Source organism: Burkholderia sp. BCC1996, assembly GCF_905339955.1.
GTDB lineage: Bacteria > Pseudomonadota > Gammaproteobacteria > Burkholderiales > Burkholderiaceae > Burkholderia.
In genome coordinates this window covers 188511-210929 of record NZ_CAJPHM010000001.1, presented here as the reverse complement: position 1 = coordinate 210929, position 22419 = coordinate 188511, and the positions used below count along the sequence as shown (strand labels likewise).

General features: G+C 62.0%; 18 protein-coding genes. 6 read left to right on the top strand and 12 right to left on the bottom strand.

Annotation, left to right across the window (positions count from 1 at the left end; all coding sequences use genetic code 11):
• Positions 1-2 precede the first annotated feature (2 nt).
• Both U4Z64_RS00940 and U4Z64_RS00935 read right to left on the bottom strand, forming a co-directional pair.
• Positions 3-1505: an amino acid ABC transporter permease/ATP-binding protein gene (locus U4Z64_RS00940; protein ID WP_321818965.1), complete on the bottom strand. Its 1503-nt coding sequence runs from the start codon at positions 1503-1505 to the stop codon at positions 3-5.
• A 72-nt stretch (positions 1506-1577) separates the two neighbouring features.
• Positions 1578-2420, bottom strand: a complete 843-nt coding sequence (locus U4Z64_RS00935; protein ID WP_321818964.1) for an ABC transporter substrate-binding protein — start codon at positions 2418-2420, stop codon at positions 1578-1580.
• On the opposite strand from U4Z64_RS00935, the gene U4Z64_RS00930 reads away from it, so the two are divergent.
• A complete protein-coding gene (locus tag U4Z64_RS00930; RefSeq protein WP_185735425.1) occupies positions 2419-2556 on the top strand; it encodes a hypothetical protein in 138 nt (45 codons plus the stop codon). The two genes, U4Z64_RS00935 and U4Z64_RS00930, sit on opposite strands and share 2 nt — an antisense overlap.
• Positions 2557-2891: 335 nt before the next feature.
• On the opposite strand, the gene U4Z64_RS00925 is transcribed toward U4Z64_RS00930, so the two are convergent.
• Positions 2892-3788 carry a glutamate/aspartate ABC transporter substrate-binding protein gene (locus U4Z64_RS00925; protein WP_124523952.1) on the bottom strand — a complete coding sequence of 299 codons (897 nt, stop codon included), beginning with the start codon at positions 3786-3788 and terminating at the stop codon, positions 2892-2894.
• Positions 3789-4205: 417 nt separating this feature from the next.
• Here U4Z64_RS00925 and U4Z64_RS00920 point away from each other — a divergent pair, with 417 nt between their 5' ends.
• The 4 genes from U4Z64_RS00920 to U4Z64_RS00905 all read left to right on the top strand — a co-directional run bounded on the left by U4Z64_RS00920 (position 4206) and on the right by U4Z64_RS00905 (position 10147).
• Entirely contained in the window at positions 4206-5846 is a 1641-nt protein-coding gene (locus tag U4Z64_RS00920) for a S8 family peptidase (RefSeq protein WP_321818963.1), read from the top strand.
• A gap of 277 nt (positions 5847-6123) precedes the next feature.
• Complete coding sequence (locus U4Z64_RS00915) at positions 6124-6507, top strand: hypothetical protein (RefSeq protein WP_193759914.1); 384 nt, start codon at positions 6124-6126, stop codon at positions 6505-6507.
• Positions 6508-6554: 47 nt separating this feature from the next.
• The gene (mgtA, locus tag U4Z64_RS00910) at positions 6555-9335 is read left to right on the top strand and encodes a magnesium-translocating P-type ATPase (protein ID WP_321818962.1); all 2781 of its coding nucleotides are present in this window, start codon (positions 6555-6557) and stop codon (positions 9333-9335) included.
• A 68-nt stretch (positions 9336-9403) separates the two neighbouring features.
• Positions 9404-10147, top strand: a complete 744-nt coding sequence (locus U4Z64_RS00905; RefSeq protein WP_321818961.1) for a transporter — start codon at positions 9404-9406, stop codon at positions 10145-10147.
• Between the two features lie 52 nt (positions 10148-10199).
• Here the strand turns inward: U4Z64_RS00905 and U4Z64_RS00900 are convergent, their stop codons facing one another.
• The 3 genes from U4Z64_RS00900 to U4Z64_RS37575 form a co-directional block, all read right to left on the bottom strand.
• The gene (locus U4Z64_RS00900; protein WP_044843344.1) at positions 10200-10484 is read right to left on the bottom strand and encodes a transcriptional regulator; all 285 of its coding nucleotides are present in this window, start codon (positions 10482-10484) and stop codon (positions 10200-10202) included.
• Between the two features lie 71 nt (positions 10485-10555).
• Entirely contained in the window at positions 10556-11431 is an 876-nt protein-coding gene (locus U4Z64_RS00895) for a LysR family transcriptional regulator (RefSeq protein WP_321818960.1), read from the bottom strand.
• A gap of 30 nt (positions 11432-11461) precedes the next feature.
• Positions 11462-12088 (bottom strand): hypothetical protein, encoded by a 627-nt coding sequence (locus U4Z64_RS37575; protein WP_415750544.1) that lies wholly within the window; start codon positions 12086-12088, stop codon positions 11462-11464.
• Positions 12089-12306: 218 nt separating this feature from the next.
• Between U4Z64_RS37575 and tssF the strand changes: the two genes are divergently transcribed.
• A complete protein-coding gene (gene tssF / locus U4Z64_RS00885; RefSeq protein ID WP_321818959.1) occupies positions 12307-14118 on the top strand; it encodes a type VI secretion system baseplate subunit TssF in 1812 nt (603 codons plus the stop codon).
• A 47-nt stretch (positions 14119-14165) separates the two neighbouring features.
• Here tssF and U4Z64_RS00880 read toward each other — a convergent pair whose 3' ends face one another.
• From U4Z64_RS00880 to U4Z64_RS00855, 6 genes are read right to left on the bottom strand one after another with little or no spacing between them, the layout of a single operon-like run.
• Positions 14166-14417: a PAAR domain-containing protein gene (locus tag U4Z64_RS00880; protein WP_321818958.1), complete on the bottom strand. Its 252-nt coding sequence runs from the start codon at positions 14415-14417 to the stop codon at positions 14166-14168.
• A 35-nt stretch (positions 14418-14452) separates the two neighbouring features.
• Positions 14453-15187, bottom strand: a complete 735-nt coding sequence (locus U4Z64_RS00875; protein ID WP_321818957.1) for a putative type VI secretion system effector — start codon at positions 15185-15187, stop codon at positions 14453-14455.
• A gap of 53 nt (positions 15188-15240) precedes the next feature.
• Complete coding sequence (locus U4Z64_RS00870; RefSeq protein ID WP_321818956.1) at positions 15241-15978, bottom strand: putative type VI secretion system effector; 738 nt, start codon at positions 15976-15978, stop codon at positions 15241-15243.
• Positions 15978-18848 (bottom strand): T6SS effector BTH_I2691 family protein, encoded by a 2871-nt coding sequence (locus U4Z64_RS00865; RefSeq protein WP_321818955.1) that lies wholly within the window; start codon positions 18846-18848, stop codon positions 15978-15980. Before U4Z64_RS00865 ends, U4Z64_RS00870 begins: the two co-directional genes overlap by 1 nt.
• A gap of 40 nt (positions 18849-18888) precedes the next feature.
• Positions 18889-19854 (bottom strand): DUF4123 domain-containing protein, encoded by a 966-nt coding sequence (locus U4Z64_RS00860; RefSeq protein ID WP_321818954.1) that lies wholly within the window; start codon positions 19852-19854, stop codon positions 18889-18891.
• A gap of 4 nt (positions 19855-19858) precedes the next feature.
• On the bottom strand, positions 19859-22390 hold the full coding sequence (locus tag U4Z64_RS00855; protein ID WP_321819117.1) for a type VI secretion system Vgr family protein: 2532 nt from the start codon (positions 22388-22390) through the stop codon (positions 19859-19861).
• Between the last annotated feature and the right edge of the window lie 29 nt (positions 22391-22419).

The window sequence follows — 22419 nt, the reverse complement described above, 5'->3', positions numbered from 1 at the left end:
CGTCATGCGAAGTGAACGTGCTTCAGAAAATCCTTCACACGCGCGTCCACGCTGCCGCGAATCCGGTCCGGCGGCACGTCGTACAGGATGCGCCCGTTCTCCATGAACACGATCCGGTCGGACACCTTGAACGCGAAATTCATCTCGTGGGTCACGATGATCATCGTCATCCCCTCTTTCGCCAGCGTCTCGACGACCTTCAGCACTTCGCCGACGAGCTCCGGATCGAGGGCCGACGTCGGCTCGTCGAACAGCATGATCGACGGCCGCGTCGCGAGTGCGCGCGCAATGGCGACGCGCTGCTGCTGGCCGCCCGACAGCTGATGCGGATACTTGTTCGCATGTTCGAGCATCCCGACCTTCGACAACAGCGACAGCGCCTGCAGCCGGATCGCCGCCGCATCGGCCTGCCGGTGATAGCACGGCGCCATCATCACGTTCTGCAGCGCGGTGCGATGCGGGAACAGGTTGAAGCTCTGGAACACCATGCCGATGTCGAGGATGCGCTCGTGCGACACGCGCGGCGGATGCGAACCCGACGCGCGGATGAACGGCTCTCCGTACAGGTCGATCTCGCCCGCGTTCACCGGCGCGAGGCCGTTGACGGTACGAATCAGCGACGTCTTGCCGGAGCCGGACGGCCCGATGATCGACACGACCTGCCCGGGCGCGACGTCGAGATGAATGTCCTTCAACACTTCATGGCGGCCGTAGCGCTGCTGCACGCCTTTCAGGCGCAGCGCGAATTCGGCGTTCGCCCGCGGTCTCGGCGCGACGGCCGGCGCCGACGGCGGCAGCGCAAGATCGACGTGGCCGGCCTGGGCCGGCGTACGGCGGCTGACGTCGAGGTACCGCTCGAGATAACCGAGCAGCCGGCTGAACACCGTCACGATCAGCACGTAGTAGAACGCCACGGCCAGCATCGTTTCGAACACCAGGAAATTCTGCGTGTACAGCCGCTGGCCGACGAGCAGGATCTCGGCCAGCGAAATCACCGACACCAGCGACGTGAGCTTCACGATCGTGATGAACTCGTTCGCCAGCGCCGGCAGCGCAATGCGGATCGCCTGCGGCAGCACGATCATCCGCTGGATGCCGGTGAAGCGGATGCCCAGCGCGCGGCCCGCCTCGAGCTGCCCGCGCGGCACCGACAGGATCCCGCCGCGATGGATTTCCGCGAAATAGGCGGTCTCGCTCAGCACCATCGCGATCAGGCCGGCCATGAACGGATCGGACAGCACCGCGCTCGTCGCCGGAAAGACCTGCGGCAGGTTGTAGATGAAGACCAGCAGCACGAGCAGCGGCAGGCTGCGGAAGAACCAGATGTAGAGCGCCGCCGCCCGTTTCAGCAACGGCTGGTGCGACTGTCTCGCGAGCGCCACCGGAAAGCCGAGCAACACGCCGAGCAGCCACGCGGCGACGCTGAGTTCGACGACCACGACGCAGGCGCGCCAGAAATCCTGGTCCCGCAAGAGCTGAAACGCATAGTGCCAATCGAACTGCATCGAAGACTCCTCAACCGCGGATGGTGATGCGGCCGCGCGGCGCGCGGTGGTCAGGTCGTGCTGGCCGCGCGCTTACTTCGGCGCGCCGAGCGCGTTGGCGACGTCGGCAGGTGTCGGCTCCTGCAACCCGTATTTCTTCACCAGGCTGCCGTATTCGCCGCTGCGCCGCGCATCGTTCAACGCACCCTCGAGCGCACCCTGCAACCCGCTATCGCCCTTCGTCACGCCCAGGCCGATCACGATCGGATACAGCAGCGTGGTCGAACTGATGTCGACGCGCCCGTTCGTCTGCTTCGGAATCTCCTGCGCGACGGCCGCGTCCTCGATCTGGACATCGACCGCCTTCGACAGCAGCGCGGACGTCGCTTCCGGCGACGTCGGGAACTCGAGGATCGCGATCTCGGCGCGCCCGGCCGCCTTGCACGTGTCCTGCGACACCGCACGCAGCTTCGGCGTCCACGACGCGCCCTTGATCGAGCCGACCCGCTTGCCGCACAGGTCCTGCGGCGTCTTCGGCAGGAACGCGCCGCCCTTCGCGACGAGCAGCGACGCGCCCGTCTTCAGGTACGGCACGAAATCGACCTGCTTCACGCGCTCGGGCGTCACGTACAGCGCGGATGCGACGACGTCGAAGCGGCGCGCCTTCATCCCGAGAATCAGGTCCGGGAAGCGCGTATCGAGAAATACCGGCTCCAGTTTCAGGTGACGTGCCAGCAGCCGCGAGAACTCGGCATCGAAACCCGCAGGCTTGCCGGCGTCCAGGTAAGCGTATGGCGGATACGTGAGGTCGGAGCCCACCAGCAGCGTGCCGGGCCGCACCGTCTGCAGCGGCGCCGCCGACGCGAGCGAGCATGCGAAGGCCAGCGGCACGAGCGCGCCGCGGAGGAAATGTCGAACCGGGAAACGAGCAGACATGGCGAAGCTCCTGGGTTGTTCGGCTCTCGCGCTGAAACGTCGCAACGCCTCCCAGGCGCCGCCACACGCGGCTTTCCGGGATTTTCCGCCGAAAATTGTTGAACAATTTCGGCCGATTCTGACCAGTTCAAATTGAAATCTGTATTCGGGTTTACGCGGCAAACGGCGTCGCCGGACGTGCGTCGGGCGCGCATCCGCCAACCCCGCTTCGGTGCGGGCACGTGTTCAGGCAAACGGAGAAAAGACCGGGCGGGACGACGCGCGGACGGCGGGCCGTCGAGGTGCGGCGCCATAAACGCGACGCACGCGATGGAGGGTCAGGACACGGGGTTCAGCATCGGGCGCGACGGGCCCGGCTCGCGCTTGCGGCTGCGGGGATGCGCGCCGCGACGCCGACCCGAAGGCCGGGGGATTCGATCGTGCAGGCCGAGCACGCAACGTGTCGGCCCGCACGCCACTGCGACGTTTCGATCAGTACTGTGCCTGATCCGTCGGATTCCTGAACAGCTGCTTCATCTCCGGCGACAGCGGATAGTTGAGGCTCACACCCTTCGGCGGAATCGGCTGCATGAACCACTGGTCGTAGAGCTTCTCGGCCGCGCCCGAGGTCTGTAGCTTCGCGATCACGCCGTCGACCACGTGCTTGAACGCCGGATCGTCCTTGCGCATCATGCACGCGTAGTTCTCGTGGACGAGCGGCGTGCCCGCCACCGTGTACGCGCCCGGATTGCGGTCCTTCGCGATCTCGCCGTACAGCAGCGGCTCGTCCATCACAAACGCGACCGCGCGCCCGGTCGTGACGTTCATGAACGCTTCGGCATGGTCCTTCGCGCTGATGATCGTCATGTTCATCCCTTTCTCTTCGTTGAGCTTGCGCAGCAGCCGCTCGTCGGAGGTGCCGGCCGTCGTCGCGACCGTCTTGCCGGCCAGGTCCGGGAAGTCCTTCACGCCCGAATCCTTGCGCGTGCTGAAACGGATCCCGTACAAAAAAATGCTGTTCGAGAACGCAGCCTGCTTCTGGCGCTCCAGCGTGTTCGTCGTCGAGCCGCACTCGAAGTCGATCGTGCCGTTCTGCAGCAGCGGAATCCGGTTCTGCGACGTGATCGGGATTTCCTTCACCGTCAGGTTCGGCGTCTTCAACTCCGCCTTGAGCGCATCGATGATGCGCGCCGCGATGTCGCGCGAGTAACCGATGTTCTTCTGCTGGTTGTCCGAATACGAGAACGGCACCGACGATTCGCGGATGCCGAGCGACACGACGCCCGTGTCCTTGATCTTCTTCAGCGTGCCGGTGAGCGCCTGCGCGTGCGCGGCGCCCGCCAGCGCGCAGGACAACGCGACAGCCAGCCAACGGAAGCGGTGATCCATGCTTTTCTCCTGACGAAACCTTGATCGAATCGCGATCCTACGCCCGAAAAATTCGCACCGCATCGGGGAAAGCGTCAAGCGCCCTCCGTCACGGCCACACCGCGCGCAATCGTTTCCGTGCCGCGCAAAAGCGCCCGCGCCGCATGTTTCGCCGGGTCGACCGCCTGCAATCTTGCACCTCATGAACAGATCACCCGTTCCAAACGCGCGTTCGTGCTGCAACCCAGCAACGCAATCGTTTGCGCGTCGCATCTTTTTCACACAAAACATATTCAAGAAGCCGCCTCATCAGCCGTTACCCAATGCATGGCGTGTCGCAGGAACCCCGCGCGCGCCCGACAAAAATCAAGGTCCGGCTTAGGCCAGACCAGGCACCACCGCCGGCACGACGGTTATCTCCGAGGATCGACTTTCAACATGAAAGCCAAACGTTTCAATTTCGCGCTGGCCCGTTCGGCCCATGCGCGCATGCTCGCCGGCATGCTGTCCGCCGCCGCCCTGCTCCCGATCGCCGGCTGCGGCGGAGGCGGCGGCGACGGCAGCAACCCGTCGCCGACCAACTCGGCACCGGCCCCGACCCCGGCCCCCGCGCCCGCTCCGACGACCCCGCCCACCAATTCCGGCAGCAACGCGTGTACGTCGCAGCAGGCCGCCACGCAAATGGCCGCCCAGACCACGCCCGACGAGCCGCCGGTCGATCACCTGATCGTCAGGCTGAAGACGCTGACGGCCACGAACGCAAGAGCGGCCATCGACGACGGCACGCGGCTCGACGCAGTGATCCAGCGTTCGATGACACGCTGGACGGCGCCGACGGCAACCGGCGCCGCGCGTGCGTATGCGGCCGCGCCGACGCCGCTGAACGTGCAGGTCGAGCGGACGGCCTCGAACGGCGCGGCCGTGCTGTCGCTCGGCCAGCGCGTCGCGGCCGCCGACGCGGCGGCGCTCGCGGAGGCGTTCGGCGCCGATGCCGACGTCGACTACGCTGAACCGGATCATCCGATGAAGGTCCGCGACACGCCGAGCGACCCAAGCTACGGCCAGCAGTGGTATCTGTCCGACCCGACCGCCGGCGCCGATCTGCCGCCTGCGTGGAACCAGACCAAAGGCTCGCCGACCGTCGTGACGGCCGTGCTCGACACCGGCTATCGGCCGCACCCCGACCTCGTCGGCAACCTGCTGCCCGGCTACAGCTTCATCACCAGCGTCAACACCAGCAACAACGGCCTGTCGCGCGGCCCCGACGCGAGCGACCCGGGCGACTGGGTCACGCAGCAGGAACTCGACAACGCGAGCGGCCCGTACTACCACTGCGAAAGCGAACCGAACACCAGCAGCTGGCACGGCACGCGCGTGATGGGCGTGATCGGCGCGACCGCCAACAACGGCATCGGCATCGCCGGCGTATCGTGGCTCGGCAAGATTCTGCCGGTTCGCGTGCTCGGCAAATGCGGCGGCGTGACGAGCGACATTGCCGACGCAATGCGCTGGGCGGCCGGCATTCCCGTCACCGGGGTGCCGAACAACCCGACGCCGGCGAAAATCATCAACCTCAGCCTCGGCGGCGTCGGCGCCTGCAGCAAGACGTTCCAGCAGGCGATCGACGACGTGAACGCGAAGGGCGTAACCGTCGTCGTCGCCGCCGGCAACGACGGCCTGTCGACCGGCCTCGACCAGCCCGCGAACTGCAGCGGCGTGATCAGCGTCGGTGCCAGCGATGCAGCCGGCCGCCGCGCCTCGTTCAGCAACTTCGGCACCAACATCACGCTCAGCGCACCGGGCGTCAACATCCTGTCGACGGCCAACAGCGGCACGACGACTCCGGACGGCGACACCTATGGCCTGGCGAGCGGCACGAGCCTCGCGACGCCGCAGGTGACGGGCGTCGCCGCGCTGATGCTCGCGGTGAACGGCAACCTCACGCCCACGCAGATCCAGCAGAAGCTGAAAAGCGGCACGCACACGGCGAAGCTGGCGGCCAGTACGCCATGCACCGCGTTGCCGGCAGGCTCGGGCATTCTCGATGCGGGAACCGCGGTCGCGTCAGCCACGCAGTAAGCGGCCCGTTCTCGACGCATGCAGTCGCGCGCGGCTGCATGCGTTTTCTGCCGTGCGGCGGCCCGACTGTCCGGCATCGCGCCGATAACATTTCGCAAGCATCTTCCGACAAAAGGGTTGACGCTTCGCACAACGAGCCTTTACCATCGCCCCCGTCTGAATTACATGGAGTGTTCTGTGAACACCGATGCGAGTTGTAGTTGGTCCTCGACCAACTTGACTGCTGCCTGAGGAAACCGCGCAGAGCCTCGTCTTCTGCCGCATCCCGGGAAGCAGGATGCGGCGTCCTTCCGGCCTGACCGGCCAGAATCCCCCGCCGAATTTTTTCGATATCGCCGAATGTCCGCGCTGCGCAACCCTGCGTTGCAGCGTGCGTACGTTCGTGCTGCGCGCAGCGCAAGCTGCGTGCGTGTTCCGTTCGCGTGCCGTCCGGCCGCGCGCCCTCGTGCGTGCGCGGCTGCCGATCGCCCGTGCCGCCTACTCGCAACCGACAGGAGTGCAGATGAACTCGGACGACAGTAGTCGATTACCGCTCGCCGGTGCGACGCCGCGCATCGATCCTTCGGCCGCACTCCGCGCGCCGGCGAGCGTTCCCCCCTTCACCGATCCACAGCCGATCGCGCCTGACGCGACGCGGCGGGGAGCGCTCGTGCGTCGCTGACGTCACGGTCGCTCCCCGCCCGCCGCCTCGTGCGCAAGGAGCGACTCATGACACGACACAACACTTCGCAAACATCGCAAAAGAAACAGCGCGGCTTCATCAACGCCGGCCCCGGTCAGCAAAACGAACCGCGCAACATGCGCGCCGCGCAGGAAGCGGCCCGCCCGCTCGAAGAAACCTTCAAGTCGCTGCGCACCAGCACGCGCGGCCTCACCTACGACCAGGCCGCCGATCGCCTGCAGCACAACGGTCCGAACGAGATCGCGCACGACAAGCCGCCGCACTGGACGCGCCAGCTGCTGCACGCGTTCCACAATCCGTTCGTCTACGTGCTGCTGGTGCTGGCCACGATCAGCTTCTGCACCGACGTCTACTTCGCGGCGCCCGGCGATCGCGACTTCGTCGGGATGACGATCCTGCTGACGATGGTCACGATCAGCGCGCTGCTGCGCTTCGTGCAGGAATTCCGGTCGCTGCGCGCGGCCGAAAAGCTCAAGGCGATGGTCCGCACGACGGCGACCGTGCAGCGCGCGGTGACCGACGTGTCCGAGCCCGCGCGCCGCGAGGTGCCGATGCGTGAAGTGGTGGTCGGCGACATCGTGCACCTGTCGGCCGGCGACATGATCCCCGCCGACGTGCGCCTGCTCGCGTCGCGCGACCTGTTCATCAGTCAGGCCGTGCTGACCGGCGAAGCGCTGCCGGTCGAGAAATACGACACGCTCGGCGCGGTCGCCGGCAAGTCGGCCGGCGCAGGCGCGACGGGCTCGTCCGCCGCCGCGAACGATGCGTCCAAGTCGCTGCTCGATCTCGAGAACGTGTGCTTCATGGGCACGAACGTGGTGAGCGGCACCGCGACGGCCGTGGTCGTCGCGACCGGCGAAGACACCTACTTCGGTTCGCTCGCACGCAACGTCGTGAGCCACAAGCGCATCGAGACCAGCTTCGATCGCGGCGTCGCGAGCGTGAGCTGGCTGCTGATCAGGTTCATGTTCGTGATGGTGCCGATCGTGTTCATGATCAACGGCCTGACCAAGGGTGACTGGCTGAGCGCGCTCACGTTCGCGCTCGCGGTGGCCGTCGGCCTCACGCCCGAGATGCTGCCGATGATCGTGAGCGCGAACCTCGCGCGCGGCGCGATCGCGATGGCGCGTCGCAAGGTCGTCGTGAAGCGGCTGAACTCCGTGCAGAACTTCGGCGCGATGGACGTGCTGTGCACCGACAAGACCGGCACGCTCACGCAGGACAAGATCATCCTCGAGCACCATCTCGACCTGTCCGGCCACAAGAACGAGGACATCCTGCGGCTCGGCTGGCTGAACAGCTTTCATCAGAGCGGCCAGAAGAACCTGATCGACATCGCGGTGGTCGCGCGCGCCGACGAGATCGGCGAGCGCGTGAAGCCGCACGGCTACAAGAAGATCGACGAGCTGCCGTTCGACTTCGTGCGGCGCCGCCTGTCGGTCGTGGTCGAGGACACGCACGGCACGCACCAGCTGATCTGCAAGGGCGCGGTCGAGGAAATGCTCGCGGTGTCGACCCACGTGCAGGACGAGGACGGCGTACGCCCGCTCGATTTCGTCGCACGCAAGCGGCTGCTCGAACAGGCAAACGCGTACAACGAGGACGGCTTCCGCGTGCTGGTGCTCGCGACGCGCACGATCCCGCGCGGCGACGAACGCGAACAATACCGCACCGCCGACGAGCGCGATCTCGTCGTGCGCGGCTTCCTGACCTTCCTCGATCCGCCGAAGGAATCGGCCGCGCCGGCGCTTGCCGCGCTGCGCGAGAACGGCGTGTCGGTGAAGGTGCTGACGGGCGACAACCCGACCGTCACGATGAAGGTCTGCCGCCAGGTCGGCCTCGAACCGGGCAAGCCGATGCTCGGCGCCGAAATCGAGGCGCTCGACGACGCGACGCTCGCCGAGGTCGTCGAACGCACGACGGTGTTCGCGAAGCTCACGCCGCTGCAGAAGGCGCGCATCGTGAAGGCGCTGCAGGCGAACGGCCACACGGTCGGCTTCCTCGGCGACGGCATCAACGACGCACCGGCGCTGCGCGACGCCGACGTCGGCATCTCGGTCGACAGCGGCGCCGACATCGCGAAGGAAACGGCCGACATCATCCTGCTCGAAAAGAGCCTGATGGTGCTCGAGGAAGGCGTGATCAAGGGCCGCGAAACGTTCGGCAACATCCTGAAGTACCTGAACATGACCGCCAGCTCGAACTTCGGCAACGTGTTCTCGGTGCTCGTCGCCAGCGCGTTCCTGCCGTGGGAGCCGATGCTCGCGACCCAGCTGCTCGTGCTGAACCTGATCTACGACACGTCGCAGATGCTGCTGCCGTGGGACAAGATGGATCCCGAGTTCCTGAAGAAACCGCGCAAGTGGGAAGCCGGCAACATCGGCCGCTTCATGCTGTGGGTCGGGCCGACGTCGTCGGTGTTCGACATCACGACCTACGTGCTGATGTGGACCGTGTTCGGCGCGGGCGCGATGTATCACCTGCACGGCGGTTCGGGCGGCCAGATCGTGATGAACTCGGGCTGGTTCATCGAGAGTCTCGTGTCGCAGACGCTCGTCGTGCACCTGCTGCGCACGCAGAAGATCCCGTTCCTGCAGAGCACGGCCGCGCTGCCGGTGCTGCTGTCGACGTTCACCGCGATCGCGATCGGCTGCTGGCTGCCGTTCTCGCCGTTCGCGGATTCGCTCGGCTTCATGCACCTGCCGGGCACCTACTGGCTGTGGCTCGCGGCGACGATGGTCGGCTACATCCTGCTCGCGCAGATCGTCAAGACGATCTATGTGCGTCGCTACAAGCAGTGGTTCTGATCGCCTCCGAAACGACGGCGTGCCGGCCCGCGCGGGCCGGCCGCCCACGACGCAACAACGGTGACTTCATGAAAAGAATGCTTTCGCTCGCGGCCGCGAGCACCCTGCTCGCGCCGCTGTACGCGTACGCGGCCCATCCGCTCGTCAGCGACGACACGGGTACGCAGGGCAACGCGAACTGGCAGTTCGAGTTCAACGGCGAGCAAACCTCGAAACAGGACGAAAACGGCCGCCATCAATTGTGGAACGCGACGCTCACGCGCGGGTTCGGCGAGCACGTCGATCTCTACGTGAACGCGCCTTACACGCATCTGCAAACGCGCACCGACGAACACGGCGCAGGCATCGGCGATGTCGAGATCGGCATGAAGTGGCGCTTCGTCGAACGCGGGCCGCTGTCGCTTGCGCTGAAACCGCAGGTGACGATGCCGACCGGCAACGACGATCGCGGGCTCGGCACAGGCCGCGTCGGCACCGGCGCCACGCTGCTCGCTCAAGCCGACGTCGCGCGCTTCTCGCTGCTCGCGAATGCGGGCCTCGCGTACCAGCCGAACCGCCAGGGCGACCTGCGCTCGGTCTGGGCCGTGTCGGCCGCGGCGCTCTACAAGGCGACCGACAAGGTGCAGCTCGTGGCCGACATCGGCTTGTCGCGCAACACCGAGAGCACGGCCGGCGCGAATCCGGCGTTCGTGATCGCGGGCGCGATCTACTCGCCGAAGCCCTGGCTCGATCTCGACGTCGGCTACCGGCATGGGCTGAACGACCAGACCTACCGTCATTCCGTCATGGGTGGGGTGACGGCGCGGTGGTGATGCCGCATATCGAACCGCAATATGACGGGTCACCTTCGGGCGACCCGTTTTTTCATCCGCGGTCGTTCCCACCGAACAGTTGCGCGCACACGGCGCGCCCCTCTTCGGTCAAGGCGGCGCTGCCGGTGCCGTCGTCGTTCAGCGTCGTCGCGCTCAGGCCGGCGGCGTCGAGCTGCGTCAGCACGCGGCGCAGCGTGCTCATCGGCAATTGCGTGCGCTTCGCGATCTTCGGCAGCGACCACGTTTTGCCGGACGGATCGGTCGCGGCTTCATGCAGCGTCGCGAGCGTCGCAACGAGTGCGGGATCGAGCGGGGAGTCGTCGGGTTCTGAAGTCATCGGTTCGGGTTCGTGAGCCGGCGCCGGGCCGGCATTCAGGCGGAAGGCGATCGCGGACACTATACGCCCGGTCATGCGCCCTTGATCGCGGCGCGCATGAACGACACGAAACGCGCGGTCACGGGATCGTCGCGGCCGGACAGCCACGCGAGCCCGACGCGCCATTTCGCGTCCCTGCCGGCGAGCGGCAACACGGTCGCGTCGCGCAGCAGGTACTGCGCGTGCGACGGAATGAACGCGACGCCGACCCCGGCCGCGACCGACGTGAGCACCGATTGCACGTCCTCCGCCTGCTGCGTGACCTGCGGCACGAAGCGCCGCTCGACGCACCACCGGTCGATCTGCGCGGCGAGCCCGGGGCCGCGTGCGCGCTGCAGCGCGATGAAGCCGATCTCGTTGAGCACGTCGAGATCGGCCGGCACCCGCTTGAAGCCGAGGTGCGGCGGCACCGCGAGCGCGAGCGCCTCGTCGATCACCTTGAACGACGACAAGCCTTCATCCGACGGCAAACGCAGGAACCCGGCGTCGAGCTTGCCGGCACGCAGCCGACGGGTTTGCTCGGACGACGACAGATCGCTCAGCGTGACCGCGACACCCGGATTGCGGCGCCGGAATTCCGCGACGAGTTTCGGCACGAGCGTCAGCACGGACAGGCAGATGCCGAGCCGCAGATGGCCGCGCTGCCCGCTGGTCGCCTCCCGTGCACGCGCGAGGATTTCGTCGGCATCGCGCACGAGCGCCTGTGCGTCGGGCAGGAAGCGTTCACCGAACGGCGTCAGCTCCGCGCCATGCCTGCCACGTTCGAACAGCTTGCCGCCGAGGCTCGCCTCGAGCGCGCCGATCTGCTTGCTAAGCGCCGGCTGGCTGATGTGCAGCGTGTCGGCCGCGCGGCTGAAATGGCTGAGTTCGGTGACCGTCAGGAAGGTTCGGAGCAGTTTCAATTCCATTCTTTAAAGGAATCATAGCGATCAAAACATTCATTTTACTGATCGAACCGCGTGGCGTTCAATACGGGCATGCCCTTCACGGAATTCACTGACATGCCTGTTGATCAAGCGGCCGAGTGCTTGGCTGATACATCGTGCGATGCCGTCGCCGCGGCCGATGCACGCGCAACGAAGCGTCGTGCTGGACGCAGCGACGGACGCAGCCGCCGTTTTCGCTTCGGCGATGCGATTGAAGACGCGCCGGAACGCACCGTGACGGGTTCGATAGCGATCAGCTTTGCGGTAGTGTCGCGGCGGAACTGGCCGCGCTGAACCACGCCACCTGCTGCGGTGTGTCCCCGTCGAACATTCATCGTCATCGGTTTGTAGCGTCGTACCGCCATCTCCAGCGTTGCGCGGCAAACGACGACATTCGGCCACGTGCATCGCGATCCCCTCAAGGTTCTCTTCTTGATGGATGCTGATCTGCTCGTCGGTCGACACGAACGGTGAATTCGGGCGACGTCCTGCGCGCGACCGGTAGTCACAAGCGAAGCGGTGCTTCGCCTTCAATCCGCGAAAGGTCGAATCCCGGCAAACCGGTCCATGTTTTCCGACTGCGTCGCGCAAAGCGTGACTACGGCCCAGCACCGCATGTAATTCGTCAGGTTGGGACATGTACGACAAAGATATGCGGCCGCCAGTACGAAATTTAAAAACCCGTTTCGGGTTCGCCGATCGTGGAATTGGAATTCCCCGAGCCGATCGACGTTTTTTTTCGTCAAGCGGTTATCATGGCAATGTCATGACGTTAGCGTGCCCGACACCATTCAGCGCAACCGAAACAGTCGGCGAATATATCGGTTCGCCGCGTTGCAGGTTCATCACTTCACGCAATGGATCAACTGCTTCCGCACTACGAACGAGAACTTGCGCTACTACGCCGATCGATTGGAACCTTCGCGACGCGCTATCCCAAAATTGCCGTTCGCCTGGGGATTTCCGGCGACCATTCCGAAGATCCCCATATCGAACGGATGTTGCAGTCGTTCGCGCTCCTCGCCGCCGATATTGGCAATCGGCTCGACGACAACTATCCTGAATTTGCCGAAGCGCTCCTCGGCATGCTGTATCCCCAGTATCTTCGAGCGATTCCGGCATGCGCAATTGCCCAGTTCGATGTCTCGGACATGTTCGAAAAGCTCACTGAGCCATCGGTCATTGCCCGCCACACGGAACTCGCAAGCAAGGTAGAAGACTGCCGTTTCCGCACCGTATATGACGTAACGCTGGCGCCTGTGCGCATTTCGGCAGCGCGCTACGCATCGGCTACGGCTGTGCCCGCCGACGTCGTGCTGCCTCCCGGTACGACCGGCCTGCTCTCCATCACTTTCGAGGTAGCGCGGCCTGACTTTCGCCTCGAAGCCGTCCCCAGCCCGTTGCGCATCCATGTCAATGGCACCCGCGAAGTCGTCGGTACGGTAATGGACACGATGACGATGCGCACGCCGGCGGCCTTTGTCGAAAACATCGAACGTCGCTGGTCAACGCTGCCCACACCACCGCTCACCGCCGTAGGCTTCGATGGCGCCGAGAAACTGTTCGACGAAGATCACGGGCCGCCGGCCCTGCGGCTACTGAGCGAATATTTTGCGTTTCCGAAGAAATTCGATTTCATTGACGTCGACCTCGCTGCGCTCGCGCATGCCGCAGGTTCCGGCCAGCAGTTCACATTGCATCTCGCCATTTGCGGCGTTCATCCGGATTCGTGGACGGCACAGCGACTGAAGAATCTGTCGGCGAACAATCTGAAGCTCTTTTGCACACCGATCGTCAACCTGTTCCGGCTTACGTCGCTGCCAGTCAAGCGGAATCCGATCACGGACACGTACCCCGTGCAATCCCAGAATACGGATGCCGCCGGCGTCGAAATCTGGTCCGTCGACGCGGTCCGTACCACCACGAACCGATCCGGAGCGAACATCATTCATCCGTTCACGTCGCTCATGCACGGCAGTTCCGCCAAACCGGCCGGTCCCTATTGGGTTCTCAAGCAACACAACGTCGCCTCGCCATCGGGAAAGAAGGAAACCGCGCTGAGCCTGGTCGAACTCGACGGCCGACCGGCGACCGACACCGGGATCGAACAGATAACAGCGGATGTCTCCTGCTCGAATGGCAGTCTCCCTCGTGCGATGCGGGCCGGAGCCGAGGACGGTGATCTGGTGAACGAACAGGGAACGATGGTTTCACGCATCGTGATGCTGGACGCACCGACGGAAGTCGCACGATTGTCGAAGGAAGGTGATGCGGCTTGGCGGCTCATCACGCAGTTCGCCCCACACTCGATCGAATTGACCCGTACCGGGCTCGTGGAACTAAAGCGCCTGTTCCGCCAATTCGCTGCTCACTCTGCGGGATACGCGAACCTGCTCGACGGACTGACGAACCTGAGCCATAGCGTCAAGCGACTCTGGCTGCCGGGAGAACCGATGCCGAGCTTCGTGCGAGGTCTCGAAGTGACGTTGACGGTCGACGAGCAAGCGTTTGCCGCCGCCAGTCTCAGCACATTCATCGTCGTGATGGATCACTTCTTCGCCGTGCATGCGCCAGTGACGAGTTTTGTCCAACTTGTCGTGATGTCGGCCAACACAGGCGCGGAAATTCGACGTTGCACGCCGCGGCCAGGCACAATCATGCTCGCCTGACTGCCTGCCCCGAAGCCTCGATCAAGTCGCGCCGCAAGTCGTCCAGGTCACGTAAGGCTCGAAATCAGGTGACAGCCGCAGGTCGCCCGGTGACCGTGCCGCGCAATCGGAACACCGTTATCTGTCATCGATTCGTCGCCCTCCTCGATCAAATTCGGTTTGACGTCTGGGTGTTGAGGGCAGGATACCTCGTCGCCCTTGCGAGCAACGTAACGGCCATCGAAACGCATCGTCGATGAACCGGTGATCACCTTGCCGCCGTGGTCGGTGTCGTCACCGATGCGGATGAGATTCATCATGAATAAGGCGTCAACCTTCGAGTGAGCAGACTACGTTAGTAGCGAAAATACAAGACGCCTAATGCACCAGGCTCTCCGGGATGCTTGCTCTTTCTTGTGATCGCAGGCAGATCGATGCTCTTCACGCCCCTCCAGCCGAATCCGGAAAAAATTCCCTCAGCAAGACGAACGAACTTCATCATCTTTCTGGATATACGAAATGCAATTATGCCAGTAATAGACAAAACAATTACCCCACCCCCCAAGAACAAATTCAAAATACCATACCAATCATTATCACCACTGAAATACAAAACAATTGCAGCGAAAATATTAAAAGCCAACAAAAATGCAGCCGTCAGTCCAATCCACCATCGCGCCGTCGCCTTATAGTGCGCATATCGACCGCGACTGCAATGCGGATGTAACGCAACAATTCGGTCGCTGATACGCCTGATGCCAAATGCGTGCCATACTTGACCCAATTGTTCTGCAACAATTTCGACCTCATCGCCCTCTTTGAACACGGAGACCCATACCCACGCACGAATGCCTTTTCCATCCAGTTCAAATTCAAGCAGATCTGCCTCCTCCGCCGTATCATCCGCAGACGCAGCTAGCCCGATAGCCACGCCACCGAGACCCGCCAAACTCGCCGCAACAGCCGTTGCTCCCATCGCGACCCGATCCGCATCCGTAAAAAAAAACTCCTGAGACTGCCGCGTGCTACGGAGATTCTGGATACGCCCTCTCAACAATTGGGTAGGGGACGGTTTTACCGTATCTGTCATTATCAATCCATTCCGCCAAGCGAAAGCCCCATTATCGAGTGAGCGGGCTGCTTCTAGTAACGAAAATACAAGATACCTAATGCCCCAGGCTCCCCTGGCTGCTTGCTCTTTTTCGTGATCGCAGGCAAATCGATGTTCTTCGCATTTTTCCAACCAAATCCAGAAAAAATCCCTTCTGCGAGACGAACAAACCCCATATATTTCCTAGATATGTTGAATGCAATCGCACCAAAAATAGCAGCAGCTATGCCCCCTCCCCCTGCGTACATATAAAAAATCCCAAGCCAGTCATCAACCCCTTTCATGGGGATAATAATCGCACCCAAAATAATCATTATCGACATCAATAATGAATATACCAAAATCCACCACCGCACCGTCGCCCTATAGTGTGCATATCGGCCACGACTGCAATGCGGATGTAGCGCTACGATTCGATCGCTGATACGTCTGATGCCAAATGCATGCCATACCTGACCCAATTGTTCTGCGACAATCTCAACTTCATCGCCTTCTTTGAACACGGATACCCATACCCATGCGCGAATGCTTTTCCCGTCCAGCTCGAATTCAAGCAGATCAGCCTCTTCGGCCGTATCATCCGCAGACGCAGCTAGCCCGACAGCCACGCCTCCGAGACCTGCCAAACTCGCTGCAACAGCCGTTGCCCCCATCGCTATCCGATCCGCATCCGTAAACAAGAACTCCTGAAGCTGCCTCGTGCGACGGAGATTCTGGATATGCCCCCTCAACAATTGGGTAGGGGAGGATTTCGCTGTGCCTGCCATCATCAATCTGCTCCGTCAGTCGAAAGCCCAATTGCCTTCAATGCCTTCTCATATTCATCGCTCTGCTTTCCAGCATCCCAAACCGGATCCGCAGGTTTCCGTCCGAACGTGCACTTTTCAAGCCATGTCTGCAAATCATCATCTGAGAAATACCAAATCAAAAACTGGATAGCGACCACTGCTAAAGCGACCTCCCAGCCAGTCAGGATCAAGACACTGCGGCCGAGGACCAACAATGCTCCTCGCGAACCAATCGTGATACCCGCCTCCTCCGCTGCCACACCGACTGCAGTTCTGCCCGCCGCTTTTGCCGCCGCCTGTCGAGCACGCCATCCGCCAGCCTCCGCAACCTCGGGTGTCGCAAACGATCCCAATCTGGTAGTCGCACCTGCAATGCCCGCAGCACCGCCCCTCGCCAGAATCACAATGCGGCTCCCACCACCGGCCAGGCGGGCAAGCAGTGGGGCCGACGATGTCAGAGCGGTAAGAAGATATGAAATGCCTGTGCCAATACCAAGCATCGACTTGATAAAGTAAAAAACGGCGATGCCGTAGCTACCACCTTGAACTTTATCAATGCCTTTCCGGAAATCCACAATCCCCTGAATCAGCGCCGAAACTCCCCCCAAGAAACTCGTAATCGCCTTCAGATTGCGCAGTGTCTGCGCTGCCTGACTCGAGAATGCCTTGAGCGCCTTCTCCGAAACCGTAAAAACCGCCCCCACCACAGACACCCCGGACGCGACCAGCAACGCGTAGTCATCGCTGCTTTTATCCGCCTTGGCAAGCAAGCATCCGAAGTTCAACATCTCGATTACAACCAGCGTACTAGCCACCCGGGCATTCAACTGCGTCGATGCCCCCTTCTCCGAACGGCTAACCTCCTCCCACATGTCCGTCAAACTCTTGACACGCTTATCCGATCCTACCGCCTGCAGCGAACGTACATATGCTTGAGGCGGCGGTAGACCCTGCTGCCGCAGCGTGCGATAGCCCATCTGCAAAGCCAGGCGCATCGCCGGCTCGGCTGCCATCGCCGCTCTGATAAGCTTGATCGTGTCCGCCTGCGCAATTCCGCCGCGTATCATCAACGTGCCACGAATCAGATACATACCGACACAATCGGCCAACTCCGCGCTTTTACTCCATTTGAACAGGCCATTGCCTATCGTCACGGCGAGCTGATCGGCACGAATACCTTTCACAACCAGTTCCGAACCCGACACCGCCGTTGCTCCGCGCTTGAGCACATCCGTCATCTTGTCGCAAAACTTCAAGAAGGACTTCGCATTCTTGAGAATATATGAGGACACGAAGTCGGCCCAATGGCTGACCTGATCACCGACACTCGCTGGCTGTGCCTTGTATTCGGTCGCCTTCGCCAGCAGCGCTTTGATTTCCTCCTTCTGATCCCGCTGGTTATACGCGAAAGCCCGCCAGACCAGACTCGACGGTTGCGTCGGGTCCATGTTGTTGACCAGATCCTCGATCAACTTGGCGCCCTTTTCCTCCGATGGCAATCCCCACAACGCGGCGTCGATGACTGCGGCAAAGGCTACGCCATCCTGGAAGTCGTTTTCGTGATAATCGTGCAGCGTGACCAGAAACGTCGACGCTTTCAACCAAGCGCCAACGTCCGACGTTCGATTGGCCTGCAACTGATGCGATGCCTTCTGCACCGACTCATACCACGGCCGAAACACATCAAGCTTCCGCGGGTCGAGTTTTCGGTAGTATTTCGGCCAAGCGGCATCGCCGATCTGCTTTGCCTCAGCCGGCGTGATCACTCCGGCCACGGAAATTTTTTTGTCGGACATCGCCTGCTGCTCCGGAGATACAACCAGAGCGTCAGGAACCCCATCCGCAGCATACGGATTATTCTTGAGCGCTTCCCAACCCGCTGTCCACGCCGACCGCGAACGGCTCTTCGACTCGACTGCACCGTTGCGTACCATGCCTTCGGCAGCAGTGATGGACTCGAGCGCATCGACCTGTATCACGCGCTCGCGCGTGTAGGTCATCAACCAGCTTCCAGCGTCGTTGCGGAAGCCGTTCAATTCATGAACGTTCCCGATACCGTCCCATAATGCCAAGAGCATCGGCGGATGATGCTTGCCCGCGCCGATCTGGCCGACATCATTCATCACCCTGATCAATGCGTCACTGGCCGACGCCGGCGAAGCCTGACGAATATGCAATGGGTAACAGGTTGTCTCCTGGCGCATTACTTCCGGCTTGTATTTGCCAGTTTCGTCGCTAAGCGTCTGCTCAGGCGGCTGCAACAGTTTTGGATCGAGACCCGGCATGTACTCGATGACATCATCGATACTTTTTCGGGTTGCAACGACACCATGCCCTTGCGCATCTTGGCCGGCTGAGATCCATTTCGACGGCTCGATCCATTGCATGCGCCGCTGACGAAGCGCCGCATCCTTCTTGTACAGCTCGAACGTATCGCGATGCCACGCGTGTTGCGAAAACGCGATATACACACGGTCAGTGCACTTCTCCGGTCTCTCGATAGCAATGATGTCCATTGGTACCGCGATTGCTTTCTTTGCGCACGTAGGATGAGTCGTCGGCTCGACCGGCAACGGAAGCGATTGCTTCCACAAGCGCCCATCCTCCGTCACGTTGTACGCTTCCCAGTAGTTACTGCCTCGCGCACCCTTTACGTAGAACAGATACAGCCAACCTGCACGCAACGTGCGCACCGCGTATCGATGTTCAGTGAGTTTGACGTCAATCACCCCATGCCCGCCAATGCCGGCGGGCAACTTTGCCGTCACGGTATTCGGTACGACCGTGTACCGAACCGGCAGGATCGGCAGCCCCGTCTTCTCGCAGTTGGCACACTGGTTAGCTGAATCCATTCGCTCTCTCGATATGGGTATTGGGTTTATTTTGCTGAGACTAGGAAGACGACGTAGCCGTCGACTCGCCGTACCACTTCCCGCGGCGAATCACTTCGATCTCGTCGTCAGTTAACTCGCCGACCGTAGCCGTGTAGAACTCATCCGGCGCACGCTGACGCAATGCCTGCGCGACGCTCGGATGACGATCGAAATATGGATGCCATGTCAGCGCGTGCCCGATGAAAGCAATTTTGTCTTCACGATCGGCAAGTCCGTGCTGCTCCGCGCGCGCAGCGCTCGCAACCGCGGTCTCGACCTCGCTCGATCGAGGCTGTCGCTGCGTAGTCAGCATGTGCAACGCAAGCGCTCGATTGATCAGGCCATGGCGGTGGATGTCACGCCATTGTCCGTCGGTCAACTCCAGTTCCGCACGCAACGCCGTTGCCGACGAGTAGACACACGGCTTGGCACAGGCATCCAGCGCGTGCCAAGCCTTTACCGGTCCAAGCAAGGCTTGCTTCTGCCCGTCCGAGAGAATCGGCCATATTAGGCTCAACGCACGAGCGTCGTAGAAACGCAATGCACACCGGCGCCCCTGATCGTCGATCTGCAGCACGTTATTTGACCAGTATTCGGCGATCTGTTCCGGCGTCGCGTCACTCGCCAACCAGCCCCCAATTCGTTGGCCCAGGCCCTTTGAGACCGCGTCCGGATGTCGATCTTCGAAGGCCAGCCGAACACTTTCAGCCAGCAGCGCCATACCCTCGGATGTCGACAGATCCAACTCGATCAAGTACGGACGACGATCATCGGGGAAAGCGTCGTGTGCGATCGCGACGACGGCACTAGGCTGATCCCTGAATGAGGGAGCGCCCTCGTCGCTCTGGGGCAACGCACGCTGACTCGGGTCGATAACAAGACAACAGCGCGGCTCGCGCTGCTGGTCGAAATAGGCACGCAAGACGCTGATCATCGAATCGACGGACTCACGGCTCCCGTCATCAACCGGTTCGAACGCTTCCATCCAGTCACTCCAGCACGACGCTCGACGCGCTATCGGCTGATGCCGCAACGGTCTTCCACGAACACCCCTTCGGCACGCTGGCAATCGGCGAAGGAAGGCGCATCGACGATGCGCCCGGCTTATCCCATGACGCACACTTTTCCAGAATCTGGCCACTGGTGCCGTTCTCGATCAGGTCAGGCGTGATCTTGATATACGAGCCGCCTGCACCGATCCAGATTTCTTTTTCTGCCGAGATAACAACTTTCCCGTTCGAACTGGTAATCGTCACGTCATTGAGCGCCGAGAGCTTCATTTCGTCGCTCTGCGCCTGGATCTCGACCTTTCCCTTGGACGCAAACAGCTTGATCCCTGCGTTCTGCGCAAACAGACTGATCTTCTCCATCACGCTCGCGATCAGCGATTTGCCCGCCGCCACGTGCACGCTCTTGCCACCGACGATATTGACCTGCTGGTTCGCCGTGACCTGTGCCGACTCCTGCGTCGACAGCCCCACGCCTGCAGGACTCGCCATCAACATGATCGGCGTCGAAAAGCCATTCGCGTTGCCCGTGCCGCCGCCGCCCGTACGACCGCCGCTGCCAGCGCCGCCGCTCACGCTATAGTGCGTCGCGTCGGTAAATTTCTTGAGCGCGTCCTGCCCTTCTTGCAGGCTCTCCGCCTGATTCGCCGAACTTGCCTGCGACGTCAAATCAACAACGGTTTCCGCGCTGGCTAGCTGCTCGGACGCAGCCGTTACGTTCAACGGCTGGTTCGTCGCTGTCGGATGGGTAGATACGAACAAGCCCTGCCCCGCCCGAATGGCGCCGTAGGCGTCCGATTTGAGATCGAAACCGTTGCCGAGGAACGCACCGCGCGTATTGTCCGTCTGCTGGATCAGGTATCCGAGGTGCAAGTGAGACTGATAACTGCTCGAGTAAAGGTGAACCCGATTCTGCTGCGTCGAGTCGTCCATTACGAGCTGGTTGTAGCCGGTGCCGCCATACTCGCGCGAGCGTTGACCGGACAGCAAGCCGTTCGTATGCCATACCGGCTGCGTAGCACCCCCGTACATCCTCGCGATAATGACGGGCCTGTCACAGTCGCCTTCCATGAAACCGACGACGACTTCATCGCCCTTGCGTAACGGCTGAATCCCGCCACGATTCGAGCCTGCATCAAGGAAGGTCGGACGCACCCAGCACGACGCACGTTCATCCTGACCGTTGCGGCGATTCCAGTGGAACCACACCTTCACACGATTCAGCGAGTCGGTATAAACCTCCTCCCCGCTCGGCCCGGCAACGATTGCATTTTGCAACTGCATCACAGGCTTCTTGTGCTCGAACGGGCTGCGGAACGGCACGTTGCGGGGCTGCGCTTCAACCGTCACCTGAAAGAAACCTTCGCCACCATCCGCGTGGCTCACCGTCGCACCCACCTTCGCTTCCGCGATTTCCGCAGCCAGGCCGTCGGGAAAATCCCCCACCTCATCCAGACCGGGCAGATTATTGCGAATCAGCCAGTCCACCCCGAGCAACACGAATTCACGATCCGGCTGGCTTCCGGCGTCATGGACCGGATGGCCGTGCAATTCGAAGCGCCGCCCGGGCATCGCGCAGCGCAAGCCGCCCACTCCGTGGAAGCGCTTCATTCGCGACTTCCTCTCCTCGAGTCGGATCTGCGCGAGGCGCTCGCCCTGCTCACGGTCCGACCACATGTATGCGCCCGGATAGTCGTAGACCTCGCCATCCGTCGGCAACTCGCTCTGCGTATCGGTGACGCCTTGAACCTGCCGCGGAAGATCAGGTCGCTTGTAGTCGAACGAGCGCGATGTCAGTTGAGCACTTTCGATCTGAAGCTGCTCCTTCCACTGCACGAATCCGTCCATCTCACCACTGAACCCCGTGTGACCGAACTCGACAATGGACTGCCTCAGTTGCGGGACGAAATAGACGTCGTCCGTCAGGACCATCATGTGCGACCGGCCGTTGTCCGCCTGCTCGAAGTACGGAAACACGCCTACTTCTTCAAGGCTACGGTGGACGAAGTTCAGGTCATATTCCCACTGCACTCGATTCGAATAAGACGGCAGCGGCTTGTGAAGATCGTAGCGGAACGCGCCGCGCGCTTGAGGATGCTCGTTGAATACATCGGTCAGAATTTGCTCGCCGTTCTGTTCCTGCCAGTCGCGCATATCGCGACGCAGCCGCAAGAAATAGAGCCAGGACGAGAATGCCAGCTTGTAATAGGTCAACGTCCCATCGAATCCCAACCGGCTGAATCTGTGAACGTAACCGTGGATCGGCATGTACGTGCCGTCGGTCTGTTGAATCCAAAGCGTGACGGGTTTGCCAAGCAGCGCGTTGAGTTCGATCTGACTGCCGCGCGGCGAAACCGCATCAACCACGAATTCATAATCGCGGCCCAGCTTGGCCGTTCCTTTTACGTAGAGCGGCAATAGCCAATCGACGCCAAGCGGCGTGTCGAGTTTGACTAGACGATTGTATTGCGCGTTGCCCAGACGCAACGTCTTATAAAGTGCGGTGTGGCCCATGCAGCTTGCCCTTGGTTTGGTATTCAGGT

Bases quoted from the DNA above. Each gene is read 5' to 3' on its own strand.
- U4Z64_RS00940 (WP_321818965.1), bottom strand. From the start codon at position 1,505: ATGCAGTTCGATTGGCACTATGCGTTTCAGCTCTTGCGGGACCAGGAT.
- U4Z64_RS00930 (WP_185735425.1), top strand. From the start codon at position 2,419: ATGGCGAAGCTCCTGGGTTGTTCGGCTCTCGCGCTGAAACGTCGCAAC.
- U4Z64_RS00935 (WP_321818964.1), bottom strand. From the start codon at position 2,420: ATGTCTGCTCGTTTCCCGGTTCGACATTTCCTCCGCGGCGCGCTCGTG.
- U4Z64_RS00925 (WP_124523952.1), bottom strand. From the start codon at position 3,788: ATGGATCACCGCTTCCGTTGGCTGGCTGTCGCGTTGTCCTGCGCGCTG.
- U4Z64_RS00920 (WP_321818963.1), top strand. From the start codon at position 4,206: ATGAAAGCCAAACGTTTCAATTTCGCGCTGGCCCGTTCGGCCCATGCG.
- U4Z64_RS00915 (WP_193759914.1), top strand. From the start codon at position 6,124: ATGCGGCGTCCTTCCGGCCTGACCGGCCAGAATCCCCCGCCGAATTTT.
- mgtA (WP_321818962.1), top strand. From the start codon at position 6,555: ATGACACGACACAACACTTCGCAAACATCGCAAAAGAAACAGCGCGGC.
- U4Z64_RS00905 (WP_321818961.1), top strand. From the start codon at position 9,404: ATGAAAAGAATGCTTTCGCTCGCGGCCGCGAGCACCCTGCTCGCGCCG.
- U4Z64_RS00900 (WP_044843344.1), bottom strand. From the start codon at position 10,484: ATGACTTCAGAACCCGACGACTCCCCGCTCGATCCCGCACTCGTTGCG.
- U4Z64_RS00895 (WP_321818960.1), bottom strand. From the start codon at position 11,431: ATGGAATTGAAACTGCTCCGAACCTTCCTGACGGTCACCGAACTCAGC.
- U4Z64_RS37575 (WP_415750544.1), bottom strand. From the start codon at position 12,088: ATGTCCCAACCTGACGAATTACATGCGGTGCTGGGCCGTAGTCACGCT.
- tssF (WP_321818959.1), top strand. From the start codon at position 12,307: ATGGATCAACTGCTTCCGCACTACGAACGAGAACTTGCGCTACTACGC.
- U4Z64_RS00880 (WP_321818958.1), bottom strand. From the start codon at position 14,417: ATGATGAATCTCATCCGCATCGGTGACGACACCGACCACGGCGGCAAG.
- U4Z64_RS00875 (WP_321818957.1), bottom strand. From the start codon at position 15,187: ATGACAGATACGGTAAAACCGTCCCCTACCCAATTGTTGAGAGGGCGT.
- U4Z64_RS00870 (WP_321818956.1), bottom strand. From the start codon at position 15,978: ATGATGGCAGGCACAGCGAAATCCTCCCCTACCCAATTGTTGAGGGGG.
- U4Z64_RS00865 (WP_321818955.1), bottom strand. From the start codon at position 18,848: ATGGATTCAGCTAACCAGTGTGCCAACTGCGAGAAGACGGGGCTGCCG.
- U4Z64_RS00860 (WP_321818954.1), bottom strand. From the start codon at position 19,854: ATGGAAGCGTTCGAACCGGTTGATGACGGGAGCCGTGAGTCCGTCGAT.
- U4Z64_RS00855 (WP_321819117.1), bottom strand. From the start codon at position 22,390: ATGGGCCACACCGCACTTTATAAGACGTTGCGTCTGGGCAACGCGCAA.